This window comes from Paraburkholderia oxyphila NBRC 105797 (assembly GCF_000685075.1).
Classification (GTDB): domain Bacteria; phylum Pseudomonadota; class Gammaproteobacteria; order Burkholderiales; family Burkholderiaceae; genus Paraburkholderia; species Paraburkholderia oxyphila.
The window spans coordinates 13,876-29,526 of sequence record NZ_BAYD01000029.1 but is presented as its reverse complement, the minus strand read 5'-3'; the positions used below and the strand labels follow the sequence as shown (position 1 = coordinate 29,526).

The window sequence follows — 15,651 nt, the reverse complement described above, 5'->3', positions numbered from 1 at the left end:
GGGGAGGCAGGCGATCATGCAAGATGATTCCTCGATGCGGCGGCGTTCCGGGTTTCACGTGCCGGTGCCGGAATGGGTTCAGGACTACCAGAAGACATGGCTGAAGCCGGACGTCGTCGCTGGCGTCACGGCCGCAGCCGTCGTCCTTCCGAAGGCGATGGCGTATGCGACCGTTGCGGGACTTCCGGTTCAGGTCGGACTCTATACCGCCTTTGTCCCGATGGTGGTCTACGCGTTCTTTGGCAGCTCACGACCGCTGAGCGTCAGCACGAGTGCAACGCTTGCCATCCTGACCGCCGCTGCGCTTGGTCAGGTAGCCCCTGGCGGCGGAGCAGCCGAACTGGCGGCCGCGACAGTAACGCTGACCTTGCTGGTCGGCGCGATCCTGGTCCTCGCTTCGCTGCTGCGGTTTGGGTTTGTCGCAAACTTCATCTCGGACCCGGTACTGACCGGCTTCAAGGGGGGCATCGCGATTGTCATCGTACTCGATCAGTTGCCCAAACTGATCGGCGTTCATGTGGTGAAAGGCTCGTTCTGGCACAACCTGTGGGCGCTCGTTAGCGGACTTCCCCACGCATCGGTGGCCACCGTCGCGGTGGGCGCCGCCACGATCGTGATCCTGGTCGCGCTCGAGCATTTCTTTCCCAAGGCACCGGCCCCGCTTGTCGCCGTGGCGTGCGGGATTGGGAGCGTGGGCCTGCTGGGCCTGCAGGCCCACGGAGTCGAGATTGTCGGTCACATTCCGCGGGGGTTGCCCGCGATTGTCCTTCCGGACCTGTCGTTGATCGGTGCGCTGTTGCCGTCCGCTGCGGGCATTGCGCTGATGAGCTTTACCGAAACGATCGCTTCCGGCCGCGCCTTCGTGCAGTATGGCGAGTCCGTCCCACAGCCGAACCGGGAGCTGCTTGCGACCGGCCTCGGCAACGTCGCGGGTGCCTTGCTGGGCTCGATGCCGGCAGGTGGTGGGACAACACAGACAGCGGTCAACAGGCTTGTGGGAGCGCGTTCACAGTTGGCGGAACTGATCACGGCTGCCGTTACGCTTGGCACGATGCTGCTCCTTGCGCCACTGATCGGTCTGATGCCACATGCCACGCTTGCTGCAGTGGTGATCGTCTACTCAATTGGCCTGCTTAAGCCCGCTGATTTTCGCGCCATTCTCGACGTGAGGCGCACGGAGTTCATCTGGGCGCTCGTCGCGCTTGCCGGTGTTGTGCTGCTCGGTACCTTGAAAGGCATTCTTTTTGCGATCGTTGTGTCGCTTGTTGCTTTGGCTCACCAGGTGTCCGACCCGCCCGTCTATGTGCTGCGACGCAAACCAGGCACAAATGTGTTCCGCCCGGTATCCGACGAACATCCTGAAGACGAAGAATTTCCAGGACTCCTGCTTCTGCGGCCCGAGGGACGCGTATTTTTCGCCAATGCGGAGCATATCGGTCAAAAGATTCTGGCGCGGATCGCGCAGACGCGTCCACGGGTCGTCGCGCTGGACATGCGGGCAGTATTCGATTTGGAGTATACGGCCCTGAAGATGCTGACCGAAGGAGAGAAGAAGTACCGCGAACAGGGTGTCACGCTTTGGCTCGTGGGCCTGAATCCCGCCGTATGGCACATGGTGCAAAATTCTCCGCTCGGCTGCGTTCTGGGACGGGAGCGGATGTTTCTCAACCTTGAGCAGGCGCTCGACGCATGGCAGGCGTTGTGCTTCGCACAGGATGCGCCGCATGCGCCGAAGGGGGCCGTGCAGTGACCTTGAGGCAACATTTCGCGTAGAGGCAACGGCGTAGGACTAAAGTCCGATTTCGGGTTCCCGCCCGTGTGACATCATTTTGACATATTGGGGCATGCAGGCACCTGACCATGTATCGCGTCGAAGATCCTCAGATCGGCAAACAGCATTTCAGGGAGTGGCGCCGGCGCGCGCGCCGAACGCTGGGCATGCTGCTACTGGTGATGGTCGGCACATCGCTTGGCGTCGCGCTGCTCGACAGCTCGAAGACGCCGGTCTCGAGCAAGTTATTTACGGCGGTGTGGGACAGCATGAATCTCGTTACGACGTTGGGTGACTTCTCGGAGTTCAATCCGCGTCAGAAGGTGTTCATGGCTTTTGCGATGTTCGCGACGATGTTGATCGTGGGCTATGCCGTGTCCACGCTGAGCGGCATGCTATCAGGCGACGAGGTCATGGCGCGCCGGGAAAACAGGGTGATGGAGCGTAAGTTGCGGGCATTGGATCGCCATGTGCCCGTAGCCGGGTTTGGCGCGCTTGGGGAACTCGTCGCGGGATATCTTCGCGATACGGGGGAGGTTGTGCTGGTGCTGGCGACCGATGCAAGGCAGGCAAAGAAGGCATCCGACGAAAATTACATGGTTGTGCTCGGCGAAGCCGCTTCGTTTGACAACATCCTGCGACGCGCCAGACTCGATACAGCCCGTGCGCTCGTGTTGACGGAGCCCGACACGAGCGCCAACCTGGCTGCCACGCTCGTGGCCCACACGCTCAACCCCATGCTGCCAATCATCGTGTCGTGTGAGAACAATCTTCGCAAGATGCTGCTCGAGGAAGCGGGTGCGTCTGCCGTCGTGAACCTGACCGACGTCGTGGCGCGCATCTTGGCGGAGCAGATAAAGGGCAAGGATCAGCTTCCGCGATAGCCACGCCTATGCAGGCTACCTGCCGGTTGCGAGTCCCGATTAGTGGCGACGCAACAGAGTCCCTTTTTTGTCTTTTACCCATTACTCTGCCGAGGGCAGGGGAGGGGGCAGCACGATGAGATGGGCACCCGCGTCCTCAAGCATCTGCTGGAATTCCGGCGAATCGAGAATGAGCGTTAGCGCGGCAGCCCGCAGACGGTCGACCGCCTCGTCGGGAAGCGCGAACGCTGTTGCTAATTCGTTGAGATAGTCACGCTCCGCGTGATCCTTTAGTGCCGCGAATGATACGTCGATGACATAGATCTCAGCATCGGGTGACTTCTCGGCGTAAGTCACCTTGGGAATCTCACTACTGGCGAACGTTGCCGAGGCGCGGACCGCGCGCATCGACGCCCAGCGGGCACTGATGTCTTTCAGCAGCTCGATCGATTCTCCCGAATAGCGCTCGATCGGTATCCTGATCGACTTGGTCAGGATCGTCACGCTGCTGGGCGGATTCTCTGACCGGTTCCAGGTGTTGGACGGGGCGGACATGGAATTGACGACGAAAATGACGATTCTCTGCACGTTGTCGATGGGCGTCGGCTGGCCGGCCTCCTGGAGCGCTTCGAAGGTTTCGATGAAATCGAGCACCCCGCGCAAGGCCAGGTTGTCGGAAACGCCGCCATCCACGAGATGGAAGTAAGGGTCGTTCTTGGCGTTGCCCAATCCGCGTATCTCCTGAAGGCGCTTGAGGACGCGGCCGACCGGCCTCGGCGCGTCGGCGAGTTCCGTGAACGGTGCGAGCCAGACGGGTTCCGTATAGCCGCAACTGCCGCCATAGTTGTTGAGCGTGATCGGCGACAGCAGGACCGGCACCGCCGACGAGGCTGCGGCGGCCCGCGAAAGCGAGATCGGACGCAAGTCCGCGCACATGACATTGAAATTTTGTGGCGTGAATACGAGGCGCGAACCGGAGGAGAGCTCAGTCGCGCTGACTGCGATTATCGGGCCCGGCGTTCGCTCGAGGTCCGCGAACGTTGCGCCGTGGAACAGGATCTTGTCGTACAGCTGGGCAGCCAGTTCGGAGCGGCCATAGCCGCGCGACAACAGCTTGCCCCAGTTCAAAGGATTCGCGATGCGCGTGACCAGTTCGCGCTGCACGTTGCGTTTGAGGAAGTCTCTTTCGTAGATGTCGAACAGCCGCTCGCCGTAGAGCCCGTACGCGAGTGCGGTGAAGCCGCCGCCCGAGACGCCGGTGATCACGTTGACTTCGTCGAGCAGGCGCACGGGATTGCCCGATCTGCCGACGACCTCGATGCGCCGGAGCGCTTCGAGCACGCCATACGAGAACGCTGCGGCGCGCGTGCCGCCGCCGGAAAATGCCAGTATGACGAAATCCTGCCGCCTTTCCCTGTTCCACTTCGGCGTTTCGTATTGAGCTGTCGTGTTCGTATTGTAGTGAAGGATAGGCGGATTGATGGGGCGCGTCGCGCACGCGGCGAGCAGGAGCAGCGCCGCGAAAGCGAGCGATCGGAACATGCGCGAGGCAGGCATCGGACTCATTCTCCAGCGCCATGACGCTCCCGCGCTAGCCGCGCTCACTCTCGCGATAGTGCAGGCCGGGCGTGTCGACGCTTATCCTGGTGCCGGCGTGGCCCTGCGTGATCGCGATGATGTCAGGCAGCGCCCCGATCACCGCGTGCTTTCCTGTGTTGCGAGCGAACTCGGCCGCTGCCTGGACTTTCGGCCCCATCGAGCCCGACGCGAAGCCGAGCTTCTCGAGCGCGTCGGGATGTGCCGCTGCAATGGCCTTCTGGCCCGGCTTGCCCCAGTCGACGTACGCCGCATCGACATCGGTTGCGACGATGAGCATGTCCGCGGCGAGCTCCTGTGCAAGCAAAGCCGAGCACAGGTCCTTGTCAATGACCGCTTCGACGCCGACCAGCTTGTGATTCACGTCGTAGCATGTCGGGATACCGCCGCCGCCGGCGCAGATGACGATCGTGCCGCGCTCGAGCAGCCACCTGATGGGGCGTATTTCGAAGATATGCTTCGGCCGCGGGCTCGCGACCACCCGGCGGAACTTGTCGCCATCCGGGGCGATGCTCCATTCCCGCTCTTTCGCGAGACGCTCTGCTTCTTCTTTCGAATAAACCGGACCGATCGGCTTGGTCGGATGCTGGAAAGCTGGGTCGCGCGGATCGACCTCGACCTGCGTCAGAATCGTTGCGAACGGCACTTCATAAGGCAGCAAGTTGCCGAGTTCCTGCTCGATCAGATAGCCGATCATCCCTTCCGTCTGCGCGCCAAGGACGTCGAGCGGATAAGCCTCGACCTCCTTGTACGCTGCGCCCTGGAGCGCAAGCAGACCGACCTGCGGGCCGTTGCCGTGTGCAATGACGATTTCGTTGCCCGGCGCGATCGACGCGATCTGGCGAGCGGCGAGCCGCACGTTTTCGCGCTGATTCTCGGCCGTCATCGGCTCACCACGCCGCAGCAACGCATTCCCTCCCAACGCAATCACGATACGCATGACGCAGCACCTCCAGATGTACGCCAGCGGGCAGGTGGCGCAAGCGTTGCTGCAGCTCGCGCCACCGCGCAGTGGCTAGTTCGACGTGCTTGCTCAGATGTCGGCAAGCGTCGAGACAAGGATCGCCTTGATCGTGTGCATGCGGTTCTCCGCCTGCTCGAACGCGAGGTTCAACGGCGACTCGAAGACCTCTTCGGTGACTTCGATTCCGTTCGCTAGCACCGGATATTTCTCGGCGATCTGCTTTCCGACTTCCGTCTCGCAGTTATGAAATGCGGGCAAGCAGTGCATGAACTTGACTTGCGGGTTCTGCGAGGCTTTGATCAGATCCATGTTGACCTGATACGGAAGCAATTGCTGGACGCGCTCGCCCCATGCTTCCATCGGTTCGCCCATCGACACCCAGACATCCGTGTGCACGAAGTCCACTCCCTTGACGGCCGCTTTCGCGTCTTCAGTCAACATGATGCGCGCACCGCTTTGAGCAGCGAAACGCTGGCACGCCTCGATGTGCTCTGCGTTCGGCCAGAGCGCCTTCGGCGCTGCGATCCGCACTTCCATCCCGAGCTTCGCACCGATCAGGAGCAGAGAATTGCCCATGTTGTTGCGAGCGTCGCCCAGGTACGCGTAGCTGATTGCCGTTAGCGGCTTGTCGCTGGATTCGCGCATGGTCAGGACATCGGCAAGCATCTGGGTCGGATGGTATTCATCGGTCAGACCATTGAAGACGGGCACCCCGGCAAACTTCGCCAGCTCTTCGACGATGTCCTGCCTGAAGCCCCGGTACTCGATTGCGTCATACATGCGCCCCAGTACTCGCGCCGTGTCTTTCATGCTTTCCTTGTGTCCGATCTGGGAGGAATGCGGATCGATGTAGGTGACGTTGGCCCCCTGGTCGTAAGCCGCGACTTCGAACGCGCAGCGGGTGCGGGTCGACGTCTTCTCGAAGATCAGTGCGATATTGATGCCTTTAAGATGCTGCTGTTCGGTGCCGGTGTACTTCGCACGCTTGAGGTCCCGCGACAGGTCGAGCAGGTATCGCAGCTCGCGGTCGGTATGGTGCATCAGGCTCAGGAGACTTCGATTGCGCAGATTGAAAGCCATGGTGTTCTCCATGTCGGTGAGTCCAGCGGCGCGCCTCGGAGGGGCGCCGCCACGAATCAATAGTCGATGGGATCGCGGACAATCGGGCATGTCATGCAATGGCCGCCTCCGCGGCCGCGGCCCAGTTCACTCGCGGCGATCGTGATCACCTCCACGCCCGCCTTGCGAAGCAACGTGTTGGTGTAGGTGTTGCGGTCATAGCCGATCACCACCCCGGGCTCAATGCAGACCACGTTGTTGCCGTCGTCCCATTGCTCGCGCTCGGCGGCGAAGCTGTTGCCGCCCGTCTCCACGACGCGCAGCTTCGGGAGGCCGAGCGCCTCGCCGACGACGTCGATGAACGGCTTCTGCTCATGGCGGATGCTGAGCTTCGATGGCGCGGCTTCATCGGGCCGCACCGAGAATGCGACAATTTCCTTCACGACTTCGGGGAACACAGTGACGAGATCGCGATCGCAGAAGGTGAACACCGTGTCGAGGTGCATCGCCGCCCGAGACTTCGGCAGCCCGGCGACGATGATCCGCTCGGCCGCGCCCTGCGCGAACAAGCGCTGCGCAAGCGCACCGATCGCCTGCCGGGACGTGCGCTCGCCCATCCCGACGAGCACGATGCCGCGCCCGATCGGCATCACGTCGCCGCCTTCGAGCGTCGCCGCACCGTGATCCTCATCCGGGTCGCCGTACCAGACTTCGAACGCTCGACCGGCGAAGTCGGGATGGAACTTGTAGATCGCGGTCGCGAGCAGCGTTTCCTGCCTGCGGGCCGGCCAGTACATTGGGTTCAGACTGACGCCGCCATAGATCCAGCAAGTCGTATCGCGCGTGAAGAGTGTGTTGGGCAGCGGTGGCAGGACGAAGCTCGAGTAGCCCAGATATTGACGGAACATCTTGAGGATGCTGCTGTGAGCGGTGTCTGGAATGTCCTCCGCGATTACGCCGCCCACCAGGAACTCCGCCTGTCTGCGCGGCTCGAGCCCTTCCATCCACGAGCGAACCTCGTTGGCCAGGCCGACGCCGACGGTGTCCGGGCGGATCTTGCGCTCGAGGATCCACTTCAGCGCTTCCGGATTCTGCACGGTCTCCGTCAACAAGTTGTGCATCTCCAGCACCTCGACGCCACGCTCGCGCATCTTCGTGACGAAGTCGAAATGATCGCGCTTGGCCTGGCTGACCCAGATGACGTCGTCGAACAGCAACTCGTCGCAATTACTCGGTGTCAGCCGCTGGTGCGCGAGGCCCGGTGAGCAGACCATCACTTTGCGTAACTTGCCCGCCTCGGAATGAACGCCATATCGGATTGTGTCCGTGACCATCATGTCTCTCCCGGAATCAAAGCGTGAGGAAGCCCTGGTACAGGCCGAATGCGGCGATCGCGGCGCCGATCACGACAGCAAAGAAAATAGATTTTTCGATCTTCGTAAAGACCCGCTGCCCGGCTTCGCGCTTGGCTTTGGCGAAAAGGAGCACACCCGGCGCGTAGAGCAGCGCCGACAACAGGACGTACTTTAGTCCGCCCGCGTAGAGCAGCCAGATCGCGTAAAGAACCGAGATCGCGGAGATCACGAGGTCCTTCCTGCGTTCCTTGGGTTCGCGCTCGTAGGTCTCGCCGCGCCAGGCAATGAGAAGCGCGTAGGCCGCCGACCAGAAGTAGGGCAAGAGAATCATCGATGTCGCGAGATAAATCAGCGACAGGTAAGTGCCCTTTGAGAACAGCGTGATCAGCAGGAACAGTTGGGTGAGGCCGTTGGTCAGCCATAACGCGTTGGCAGGTACCTGTTTCGCGTTTTCCTTGCGCACGAACTTGGGCATCGTGCTGTCGCGCGCGGCGGAAAAGATGATTTCGGCGCACAGCAGCACCCACGACAGAAGAGCGCCCGCCAGCGATATCACGAGGCCGACGCTGATGAGTACGGCGCCCCAATGGCCGACGACATGCTCGAGCACGCCGGCCATCGACGGATTTTGCAGCGCGGCGAGCTGTGGCTGGGTCATGATGCCAAGCGACAGGACGTTCACGAGCACGAGGACGAGCAGCACGCCGGTGAAACCGATGACGGTCGCCTTGCCGACATCGGAGCGCCGTTCGGCGCGCGCGGAGAAGATGCTGGCGCCTTCGATCCCGATGAACACCCAGACGGTCACGAGCATCATGTTGCGGACCTGGTTCGCGACGCTGCCGAGCTTGGGATTGTTCAGGCCGAAGAAGTCGCTCGTGAAGATGTGCGTGTTGAACGCGAAGAGACAGATCAGGATGAACAGGAAAATGGGCACTATTTTGGCTACGGTCGTGATCAAGTTGACGAATGCCGCTTCCTTGATGCCCTGCAGGACAAGGAAATGCACACCCCACAGGAGGACGGAGGCGCATGCAATCGAAGCCAGCGTGTTGCCTTCGCCGAAGACCGGGAAGAAATAGCCGAACGTGCTGAACAGCAACACGAAGTAGCCGACGTTGCCCAGCCAGGCGCTAATCCAGTACCCCCATGCCGACGAGAAGCCCATGTAGTCGCCGAAGCCTTCCTTCGCGTAGATGTAGACGCCACCATCCAACTCGGGCTTGCGGTTCGCAAGGGTCTGGAAGACAAACGCCAGTGTCAGCATGCCGATCGCTGTGACGGCCCAACCGATCAGCACCGCGCCGGCGTCGGCGCTAACGGCCATATTTTGGGGGAGTGAGAAGATACCGCCCCCTATCATCGAGCCCACCACCAGTGCGGTCAGAGCACCGAGATGGAGCTTCGGGCTTACTGCGGAGGCTGGCGACGGCTTTGCATTCGCATCGGATGCGGGCCGGGATACAGAACCAGACATGTGAGGTCTCCTTCAGGCGCTTGCTGGGATGCAGCAGGGTAGTCGCGGACCGGTCGGTTCTTTTATGAATGGCCGACCAATAAACTTGCCTTGCTGGCGGTACCAGGGGTGTCTCAATCGGCGACCTGGTTCGCGCCTGCTTGAGCGCGAACGACCGGACGTCCTTTAAGCACATGATCAGCGTATAAGCGGATATGGTCTGCTAATTGACCTGAATCAACCTATCGTCGTGTAACCGTTCCGGTAAAGATTAGCGTGACAGAACGCATCGAGTGGAGGGTGTGAATTCTTTCGATGTTTCATCGGTTGAACATGTGCTGATGTTTCACATCCTTCTTGAAAGTTCGTAGTGCTTAATCCATTAGACACATATTTTTGATCATTGATCTACGTCAATTTGCTCTGAACGCTGGGCACTTTAATGAAAGGGCTCTGCCTCGAGGAGGGGCCATGAATCCACATTCCGTGAAAGCCCGCACCATCCCCATTTCATTTCACAAGATGCTTAAGCGAGTCGCGATTGTTTAAGTGTTTATTCCTGAGGCAAAGGCGTGGCCGCGCCATATCGCAGTCAGGGACTCTTGCATCGACGTTCCGGATAGCATGAGCCGCGAGCTTGACGCGCCCCCCGAACGAAAGCGTGACCAGGAAGTGGAGGAGAATGACCATGGCAGACCAACAGAAAAAGATGAATGTCATGCAATTGACGTTTATCGTCACTGTCAACATGATGGGATCGGGCATCATCATGCTGCCCGCCAACATGGCCAGGGTTGGCGCGATTTCGTTGCTGTCGTGGCTCGTCACGGCAATCGGTTCGCTTGCGATTGCATACGGCTTCACGCAAGCGGGGCTGCTCAATCAGCGCGCGGGCGGCATGGCCGCCTACGCGGAAGACGGTTATGGCAAGGACGGCTACTTCCAGGTCTTCTTTTTATACTTCCTGTCGATCGCCATTGCGAATGTGGCAGTGGCGAGCTCCGCGGTCGGCTATCTCGCCGCATTTTTTCCCGCGCTGACATCGTCGCCAGTCGCCACCTGCCTTGGGGTGATCGGTCTGTTGTGGTTGACCACCCTGGCCAATTTCGGAGGTCCAAAGGTAACGGGACGCATCGGCTCTGTAACGGTGTGGGGTGTCATTTTGCCCGTCGGGTTCATATCGGTCGCAGGCTGGTTCTGGTTCCATGGCGATACTTTTGCAGCGGCATGGAATCCGAAGGGGCTGCACTTCATGGAAGGCATGGGTTCGAGCATCGCGCTCACCTTGTGGGCGTTCCTCGGCATGGAATCAGCGGTGCAGAACTCATCGGCTGTCGAGAATCCGAAGCGCGATGTTCCTCTGGCATGTATGTGCGGCACGTTGGGCGCGGCGGTCATTTACATTCTCTCTACCGCTGTGATTCAGGGCATCATCCCGAACGCCGATCTCGCGCAATCGACGGGGCCCTTCGGCCTCGCTTTTGCCCGGATGTTCAGTCCTGCAGCTGGTTCGATCGTCATGGCACTTGCCGCAATGGCGTGCGTCGGTTCTCTCCTTGGCTGGCAGTTCACGCTTGCGCAAACAGCCAAAGACGCGTCCGACGCACGGATGTTCCCCTCTGTTTTTGGCAAGGCAAACGAAAAGGGCGCACCCGTCGGGGGGATGGTGATCATGGGGATCGTGCAATCGCTGATGGCCTTGTCCACGATTTCGCCAAATCTGAATGAACAATTCGAGGCGCTTGTCAACCTTGCCGTTGTGACCAATGTGCTTCCCTACATCATCTCGCTGTCTGCGCTATTTGTCATGATGCGCAATGCGGGCACGGGAGGGACGAAGTACCGGCTTAACGCGGCAGTAAACGGGGTGGCGCTGGCGTACTCTGTCTATGCGATCTACGCATCGGGCAAGGATGCGGTGCTGGGTGGCATGCTGGTCATGGTGATCGGTTACGTGGTCTACGGCTTCATGGCACCTCGCTTCGTTTCATCGAGTGCCACGGGGCGCACGGCAGCAGCCTCGTCGGTCACTGCGATAGCCATCGCCATCCTGGTGCTTTCGGCCTTCGTGCCGCAACCGGTGCACGCGCAAGAGCCAGCAGTGAGCGCAACGCTTTTGCGAATCAAGCAATCCGGCAATATCGGCATGGGTTACCTTGCCAACGCACGTCCGTTTGCGTACAAGGACGATGCTGGGCAGGTGAAAGGCTACACCATCACGCTCTGCCAGAAGATTGCCGAGGAGATCAAGAGCGAGTTGGGGATCGCCACCCTCAAGGTGCAGTGGATTCCGCTTGCACCAGGCGATGATCTGCGCGCACTGCGTGACAAGCGGGTCGATCTGTTGTGCGGAGCCACCGACACGCTCGCGAACAGGCAAACCGTCTCCTTCTCCATCCCGGTGTTTCCGGGCGGTATCGGCGCCGTTCTCCGTGCCGATGCGCCTGCTGGACTCCACGAGATTCTTTCCGGTGTCGGGCCGTCGCATCCGGTATGGCGCGCAGCGCCCGCACAGCTCCTGTCCCGGCAAACGGTTTCGGTCGTGGCAGGGTCTTCGGCACAGCGTTGGGTGGCCGGGAAGCTCGGCGAATTCGACATGTCTGCAACCGTCGTTTCCGTTTCGTCCATGCAGGAGGGCGTGCAGAAGGTCATTCACCGCCAGGCGAGCGTCTTCTTCGCAGAACGCTCATTGCTGCTTGCAGCGGTGGGCGAAAGTTCCGCCGCGAGCGACCTGGTTGTTCTCGATCGTCGATTCACGACGATTCCTGTGGCGATCGGCATGGCGCGCGGAGACGACGGGCTACGCCTTCTGGTGGACAAGACCCTCAGCCGCCTGTTCAGGTCGCCGGGGATTGCGATCCTGTACGGAAGGTGGTTTGGGGAGCTTGACGCGGATGCTCTCAGCTTCTTTCGCCTTGCCGCGCTGCCGGAGTGAATGACCGCACGCCCGGCGGATGAACGACGTCGTGCTGCCCGCTGCAGCGGGACTCACGGCTGCAATATCCCGATCCGCTTTCGGGATCAATCAAGCGTAAATCGGGGGCCCCGATATGATCGTCGATTTGCTGAAGTCGCAACCCGAGATTGCCCTGTTCGTGAGCCTTGCGCTCGGCTACCTGATCGGGTCGATCCGCTTCGGACCGATCTCGCTCGGGGGCGTGTGTGGCACGCTGATCGTCGCGCTCGTACTCGGCCAGACCGGGGCGCGCATCGCCCCCGACCTCAAGAACATCGCCTTTGCGCTTTTCATTTTCGCGCTCGGCTTCACGGGCGGTCCGCAGTTCTTCGCCAACGTCGGTCGTGGCTGGCGCTACGGCATCCTGTCGATCATCGAAATCGTCTCGGTCATGACGCTCGTCATGATCGCCGTTGCCGTGATGAAGCTCGATGCGGGCACCGCCGCGGGGTTGCTCGCCGGCGCTGCAACCGAGTCGGCGGTGATCGGCACGGCGTCCGAGGCGATCGCCAAGCTTGGTCTCGGCGACGCCCAGGTACGCGCACTGCAGGCGCACGTAGTGACTGCCTATAGCGTGAGCTACCTCTTTGGCCTCATCACCATCGTGCTGTTCACGAGCCAGATCGCGCCGCTCATCCTGCGCATCAATCTGCGCGAAGAGGCCGCGCGCCTGTATCGCTCGCTCGGCGGCGAGGGTGTGCTCGAGGAGGGGCAGCGCCTGGCTCTCCCGCCACTCGTGGGGCGCGCGTTCAAGGTGGGGCCCGCGGCCGGCACGGCAATCGCAGCTTTCGAGGCGCGCTTTGGTAACAACATCACCGTCGAGCGCGTGCTGCGCGAGGGCCGCCAGCTCGACGCCGACGCGCGGTTCGTGTTGCAGCCGGGCGACACCGTGTGCATTGCGGGGCGCCGGCAGTCGATGATCGAAGCATCGGGAAGTCTCGGCGAAGAGGTGTCGGGCGAGGGCTTCATGAACGTGCTCGCACACCGCCTGGACGTGATGGTCACCCAACGCGACGTCAATGGTCTCACGCTCGCGCAGATGCGCGAGCGCGCCTCGCCGGAGGCCGGCCGTGGCATCTACGTGGGCGCGATCACGCGGCTCGACACCACGGTGCCCGCATTGCCCGGCACGGTTGTGCATCGCGGAGACGTGCTCACGCTGCTCGGCGCGCCATCGGACGTGGTGCGTGGCGCAAAGCGACTAGGCTACGTGATCCAGCAGACCCAGAAGACCGACTTCGTCTATCTCGGCCTTGGCGTGCTGGTCGGCATGCTGATCGGGCGCTTCGGCGTGAACGTGGGTGGCGTCTCGCTCGTGCTCGGCACCGGCGGTGGCTGCCTGCTCTCCGGCCTGCTGTTCGGCTGGGCACGCTCGCATTTCCCCGTGGTGGGCTCGCTGCCCTCGGCTGCCGCGCAGGTGCTCAAGGACTTCGGCCTTGCCACGTTCATCGCGGCCGTAGGGCTCTCGGCCGGGCACGACGCCATCAAGCTCGTGCGCGAGTACGGCCTCGCGCTGCCGGCAGCCGGCATCCTGATGGTACTGATTCCGGGGCTCCTCTCACTGTGGATCGGGCGCATGTTCCTCAAGCTCGAAGCGCCGATGCTGCTCGGCGCGATTGCTGGGCAACAGTGCAGCACGCCGGCGATCAGCGCGCTCGTCGGCGTGACGGGGAACTCGATTCCCGTGATCGGCTACACGATCACTTATGCGTTATCGAACATCCTCTTGCCGCTCATGGGGCCCGTCGTCGTCGGACTCGCGGCGAAATTCGGCTGACGAAGGTGGGTCCGGTCAGCCGGCGATGATTCTGGCTTGCCATCCATCCTCAAATGGCAATGGATGGCTCTTTTTCCAAAGCGAGGACATGATGGAATGGCTACATGGCATCTTTCACAAATCTCCTGAGATCGCGCTATTTCTTTCTCTGGCCGTTGGCTACTGGATCGGCCAGATCAATTTCGGCAAGTTTCAGCTCGGCGGCGTGGGTGGCTCGTTGATCGCTGCGGTTGTGATCAGTCAGGTGGGCGTGACGGTCGACAGCGGCGTGAAGGCAGTCATGTTTGCGGTCTTCATCTACGCGGTAGGCTACGACTCCGGGCCCGGCTTCTTCAATTCGCTGAACCGCAAGACACTGCGCGAGATCGCCATGGCGGTGTTCATGGCCCTGGCCGGCCTCATCACGGTGCTCGTTTGCGCGAAGCTCTTTCACCTCAACAAGGGTCTGGCCGCGGGTCTCGCCGCGGGCGGCATGACGCAGTCAGCGATCATCGGCACGGCCGGCGACGCCATTGCGCGCCTCGGGCTTCCAGCCGACCAGGTGAAGGCCCTCCAGGCCGATGTCGCGGTCGGCTACGCCGTGACCTATGTGTTCGGCTCGCTCGGCGCGATCATCGTCTGCGTAAACATCTTGCCGAAATTCATGGGCCGTACCCTGAAGGACGCTTCCATGGACGCCGAGCGTGAGATGTCGGGCGGCAGTGCAGCTGCGGGCCCAGGCCAGACCACCGCGCTGCCTGAGTTGTTCGGCCGCGTGTTTCGGGTGGAGGCGGGCGCCGGCAGGACGGTCAAGCAGATCGAGCTGGCTGAGGGCGATTTCGTGGCGATCGAAAAGATCCGCCGCGCGGGCAAGGTCATCGACGCCACGCCCGAGTTCGTGTTGAGCCGCGAAGACCTTGTGCTGATCGTGGGGCGCCGCGAACAGATGGTCGAAGTGGGTGAGCTGCTCGGGCCGGAAGTGCCGGACTCGGGCGGCATGAGCCTCGTGATGCAGACGCGCCAGCTCGTGTTCACGAGAAAGGGCATGAACCACACCACCATCGCTGAGGTGCGCAAAAACGTCGATCGCGATCTGCGCCACGGCGTGTACATCGAAAGGATCGAGCGTGCGGGCCAGCCCGTGCCGCTACTGCCGGAGTCGAAGCTCGAGCACGGCGACGTGGTGACCATCTACGGCACCGCCACCGACACGAAGCGCGCGGTCCAGTTCGCTGGCTATGAGCTCGCCTACAGCAACAAGACCGACTTCATCTACATGGGCGTGGGCCTCGTGCTCGGCTTGCTGATTGGCCTTGTGGTCGTGAACGTGGCGGGCATTCCGCTCACGCTTGGCTCGGGCGGCGGCTGCCTGCTCGCGGGCTTGCTGTTCGGCTGGATGCGCGGCAAGCATCCGATGTACGGGGTGATGCCGCCCGCGGCGTCGCAACTGCTCAAGGACTTCGGGCTTGCGGCGTTCGTGGCGGTGGTGGGGCTGAACTCGGGCCTGCAGGCGGTCGTGACGATCAAGCAGAGCGGCCTCACGATCTTCCTGCTGGGCGTGGTTGTCACGCTCGTCCCACTCTTCCTCACGATGCTGTTCGGCCGCTACGTGCTCAAGTACACCAACGCGGCCATCCTCGCCGGGGCGCTGTCCGGCGCGCGCAGCGCGAATCCAGCCTTCGGCGGGGTTCTGGACAAGGCGGAAAGTGCGGTGCCAACCGTGCCGTTCGCCATCACCTACGCGATCGCCAACGTGCTGCTCACGCTGCTGGGGCCGCTCGTGGTCGGTCTTGCATGACTTGAAGTCAACGTGGGCCGTACGCGCGTGCACGGCCCATTCCTCGATCCGTCGACATGGCGGACAGGCGCAAGCAA

10 protein-coding genes are annotated in these 15,651 nt (G+C 61.7%); 5 read left to right on the top strand and 5 right to left on the bottom strand.

Annotated elements, in window-relative coordinates:
- Positions 1-16 precede the first annotated feature (16 nt).
- Positions 17-1,750 carry a SulP family inorganic anion transporter gene (locus BO1_RS19265; protein WP_028218961.1) on the top strand — a complete coding sequence of 578 codons (1,734 nt, stop codon included), beginning with the start codon at positions 17-19 and terminating at the stop codon, positions 1,748-1,750.
- Positions 1,751-1,860: 110 nt separating this feature from the next.
- Positions 1,861-2,655 (top strand): potassium channel family protein, encoded by a 795-nt coding sequence (locus BO1_RS19260; protein ID WP_028218960.1) that lies wholly within the window; start codon positions 1,861-1,863, stop codon positions 2,653-2,655.
- Between the two features lie 81 nt (positions 2,656-2,736).
- On the opposite strand, the gene BO1_RS19255 is transcribed toward BO1_RS19260, so the two are convergent.
- The 5 genes from BO1_RS19255 to arcD form a co-directional block, all read right to left on the bottom strand.
- Complete coding sequence (locus BO1_RS19255; RefSeq protein WP_245643838.1) at positions 2,737-4,191, bottom strand: patatin-like phospholipase family protein; 1,455 nt, start codon at positions 4,189-4,191, stop codon at positions 2,737-2,739.
- Between the two features lie 34 nt (positions 4,192-4,225).
- A complete protein-coding gene (gene arcC / locus BO1_RS19250) occupies positions 4,226-5,170 on the bottom strand; it encodes a carbamate kinase (RefSeq protein ID WP_028218958.1) in 945 nt (314 codons plus the stop codon).
- 93 nt (positions 5,171-5,263) lie between these two features.
- Complete coding sequence (locus BO1_RS19240; protein ID WP_028218957.1) at positions 5,264-6,274, bottom strand: ornithine carbamoyltransferase; 1,011 nt, start codon at positions 6,272-6,274, stop codon at positions 5,264-5,266.
- A 56-nt stretch (positions 6,275-6,330) separates the two neighbouring features.
- Positions 6,331-7,587 carry an arginine deiminase gene (arcA, locus tag BO1_RS19235; protein ID WP_028218956.1) on the bottom strand — a complete coding sequence of 419 codons (1,257 nt, stop codon included), beginning with the start codon at positions 7,585-7,587 and terminating at the stop codon, positions 6,331-6,333.
- Between the two features lie 16 nt (positions 7,588-7,603).
- Entirely contained in the window at positions 7,604-9,085 is a 1,482-nt protein-coding gene (arcD, locus tag BO1_RS19230) for an arginine-ornithine antiporter (RefSeq protein ID WP_043285436.1), read from the bottom strand.
- A 667-nt stretch (positions 9,086-9,752) separates the two neighbouring features.
- On the opposite strand from arcD, the gene potE reads away from it, so the two are divergent.
- The 3 genes from potE to aspT (BO1_RS19215) all read left to right on the top strand — a co-directional run bounded on the left by potE (position 9,753) and on the right by aspT (BO1_RS19215) (position 15,574).
- Positions 9,753-11,999, top strand: coding sequence for a putrescine-ornithine antiporter (gene potE, locus BO1_RS19225; RefSeq protein WP_028218954.1), 2,247 nt, complete (start codon positions 9,753-9,755; stop codon positions 11,997-11,999).
- A gap of 115 nt (positions 12,000-12,114) precedes the next feature.
- Complete coding sequence (gene aspT / locus BO1_RS19220) at positions 12,115-13,797, top strand: aspartate-alanine antiporter (protein WP_028218953.1); 1,683 nt, start codon at positions 12,115-12,117, stop codon at positions 13,795-13,797.
- 91 nt (positions 13,798-13,888) lie between these two features.
- Positions 13,889-15,574, top strand: a complete 1,686-nt coding sequence (gene aspT, locus BO1_RS19215) for an aspartate-alanine antiporter (RefSeq protein WP_028218952.1) — start codon at positions 13,889-13,891, stop codon at positions 15,572-15,574.
- Positions 15,575-15,651 lie beyond the last annotated feature (77 nt).

Bases quoted from the DNA above. Each gene is read 5' to 3' on its own strand.
- BO1_RS19260 (WP_028218960.1), top strand. From the start codon at position 1,861: ATGTATCGCGTCGAAGATCCTCAGATCGGCAAACAGCATTTCAGGGAG.
- aspT (WP_028218952.1), top strand. From the start codon at position 13,889: ATGGAATGGCTACATGGCATCTTTCACAAATCTCCTGAGATCGCGCTA.
- aspT (WP_028218953.1), top strand. From the start codon at position 12,115: ATGATCGTCGATTTGCTGAAGTCGCAACCCGAGATTGCCCTGTTCGTG.
- arcD (WP_043285436.1), bottom strand. From the start codon at position 9,085: ATGTCTGGTTCTGTATCCCGGCCCGCATCCGATGCGAATGCAAAGCCG.
- BO1_RS19240 (WP_028218957.1), bottom strand. From the start codon at position 6,274: ATGGCTTTCAATCTGCGCAATCGAAGTCTCCTGAGCCTGATGCACCAT.
- arcA (WP_028218956.1), bottom strand. From the start codon at position 7,587: ATGGTCACGGACACAATCCGATATGGCGTTCATTCCGAGGCGGGCAAG.
- BO1_RS19255 (WP_245643838.1), bottom strand. From the start codon at position 4,191: ATGCCTGCCTCGCGCATGTTCCGATCGCTCGCTTTCGCGGCGCTGCTC.
- potE (WP_028218954.1), top strand. From the start codon at position 9,753: ATGGCAGACCAACAGAAAAAGATGAATGTCATGCAATTGACGTTTATC.
- BO1_RS19265 (WP_028218961.1), top strand. From the start codon at position 17: ATGCAAGATGATTCCTCGATGCGGCGGCGTTCCGGGTTTCACGTGCCG.
- arcC (WP_028218958.1), bottom strand. From the start codon at position 5,170: ATGCGTATCGTGATTGCGTTGGGAGGGAATGCGTTGCTGCGGCGTGGT.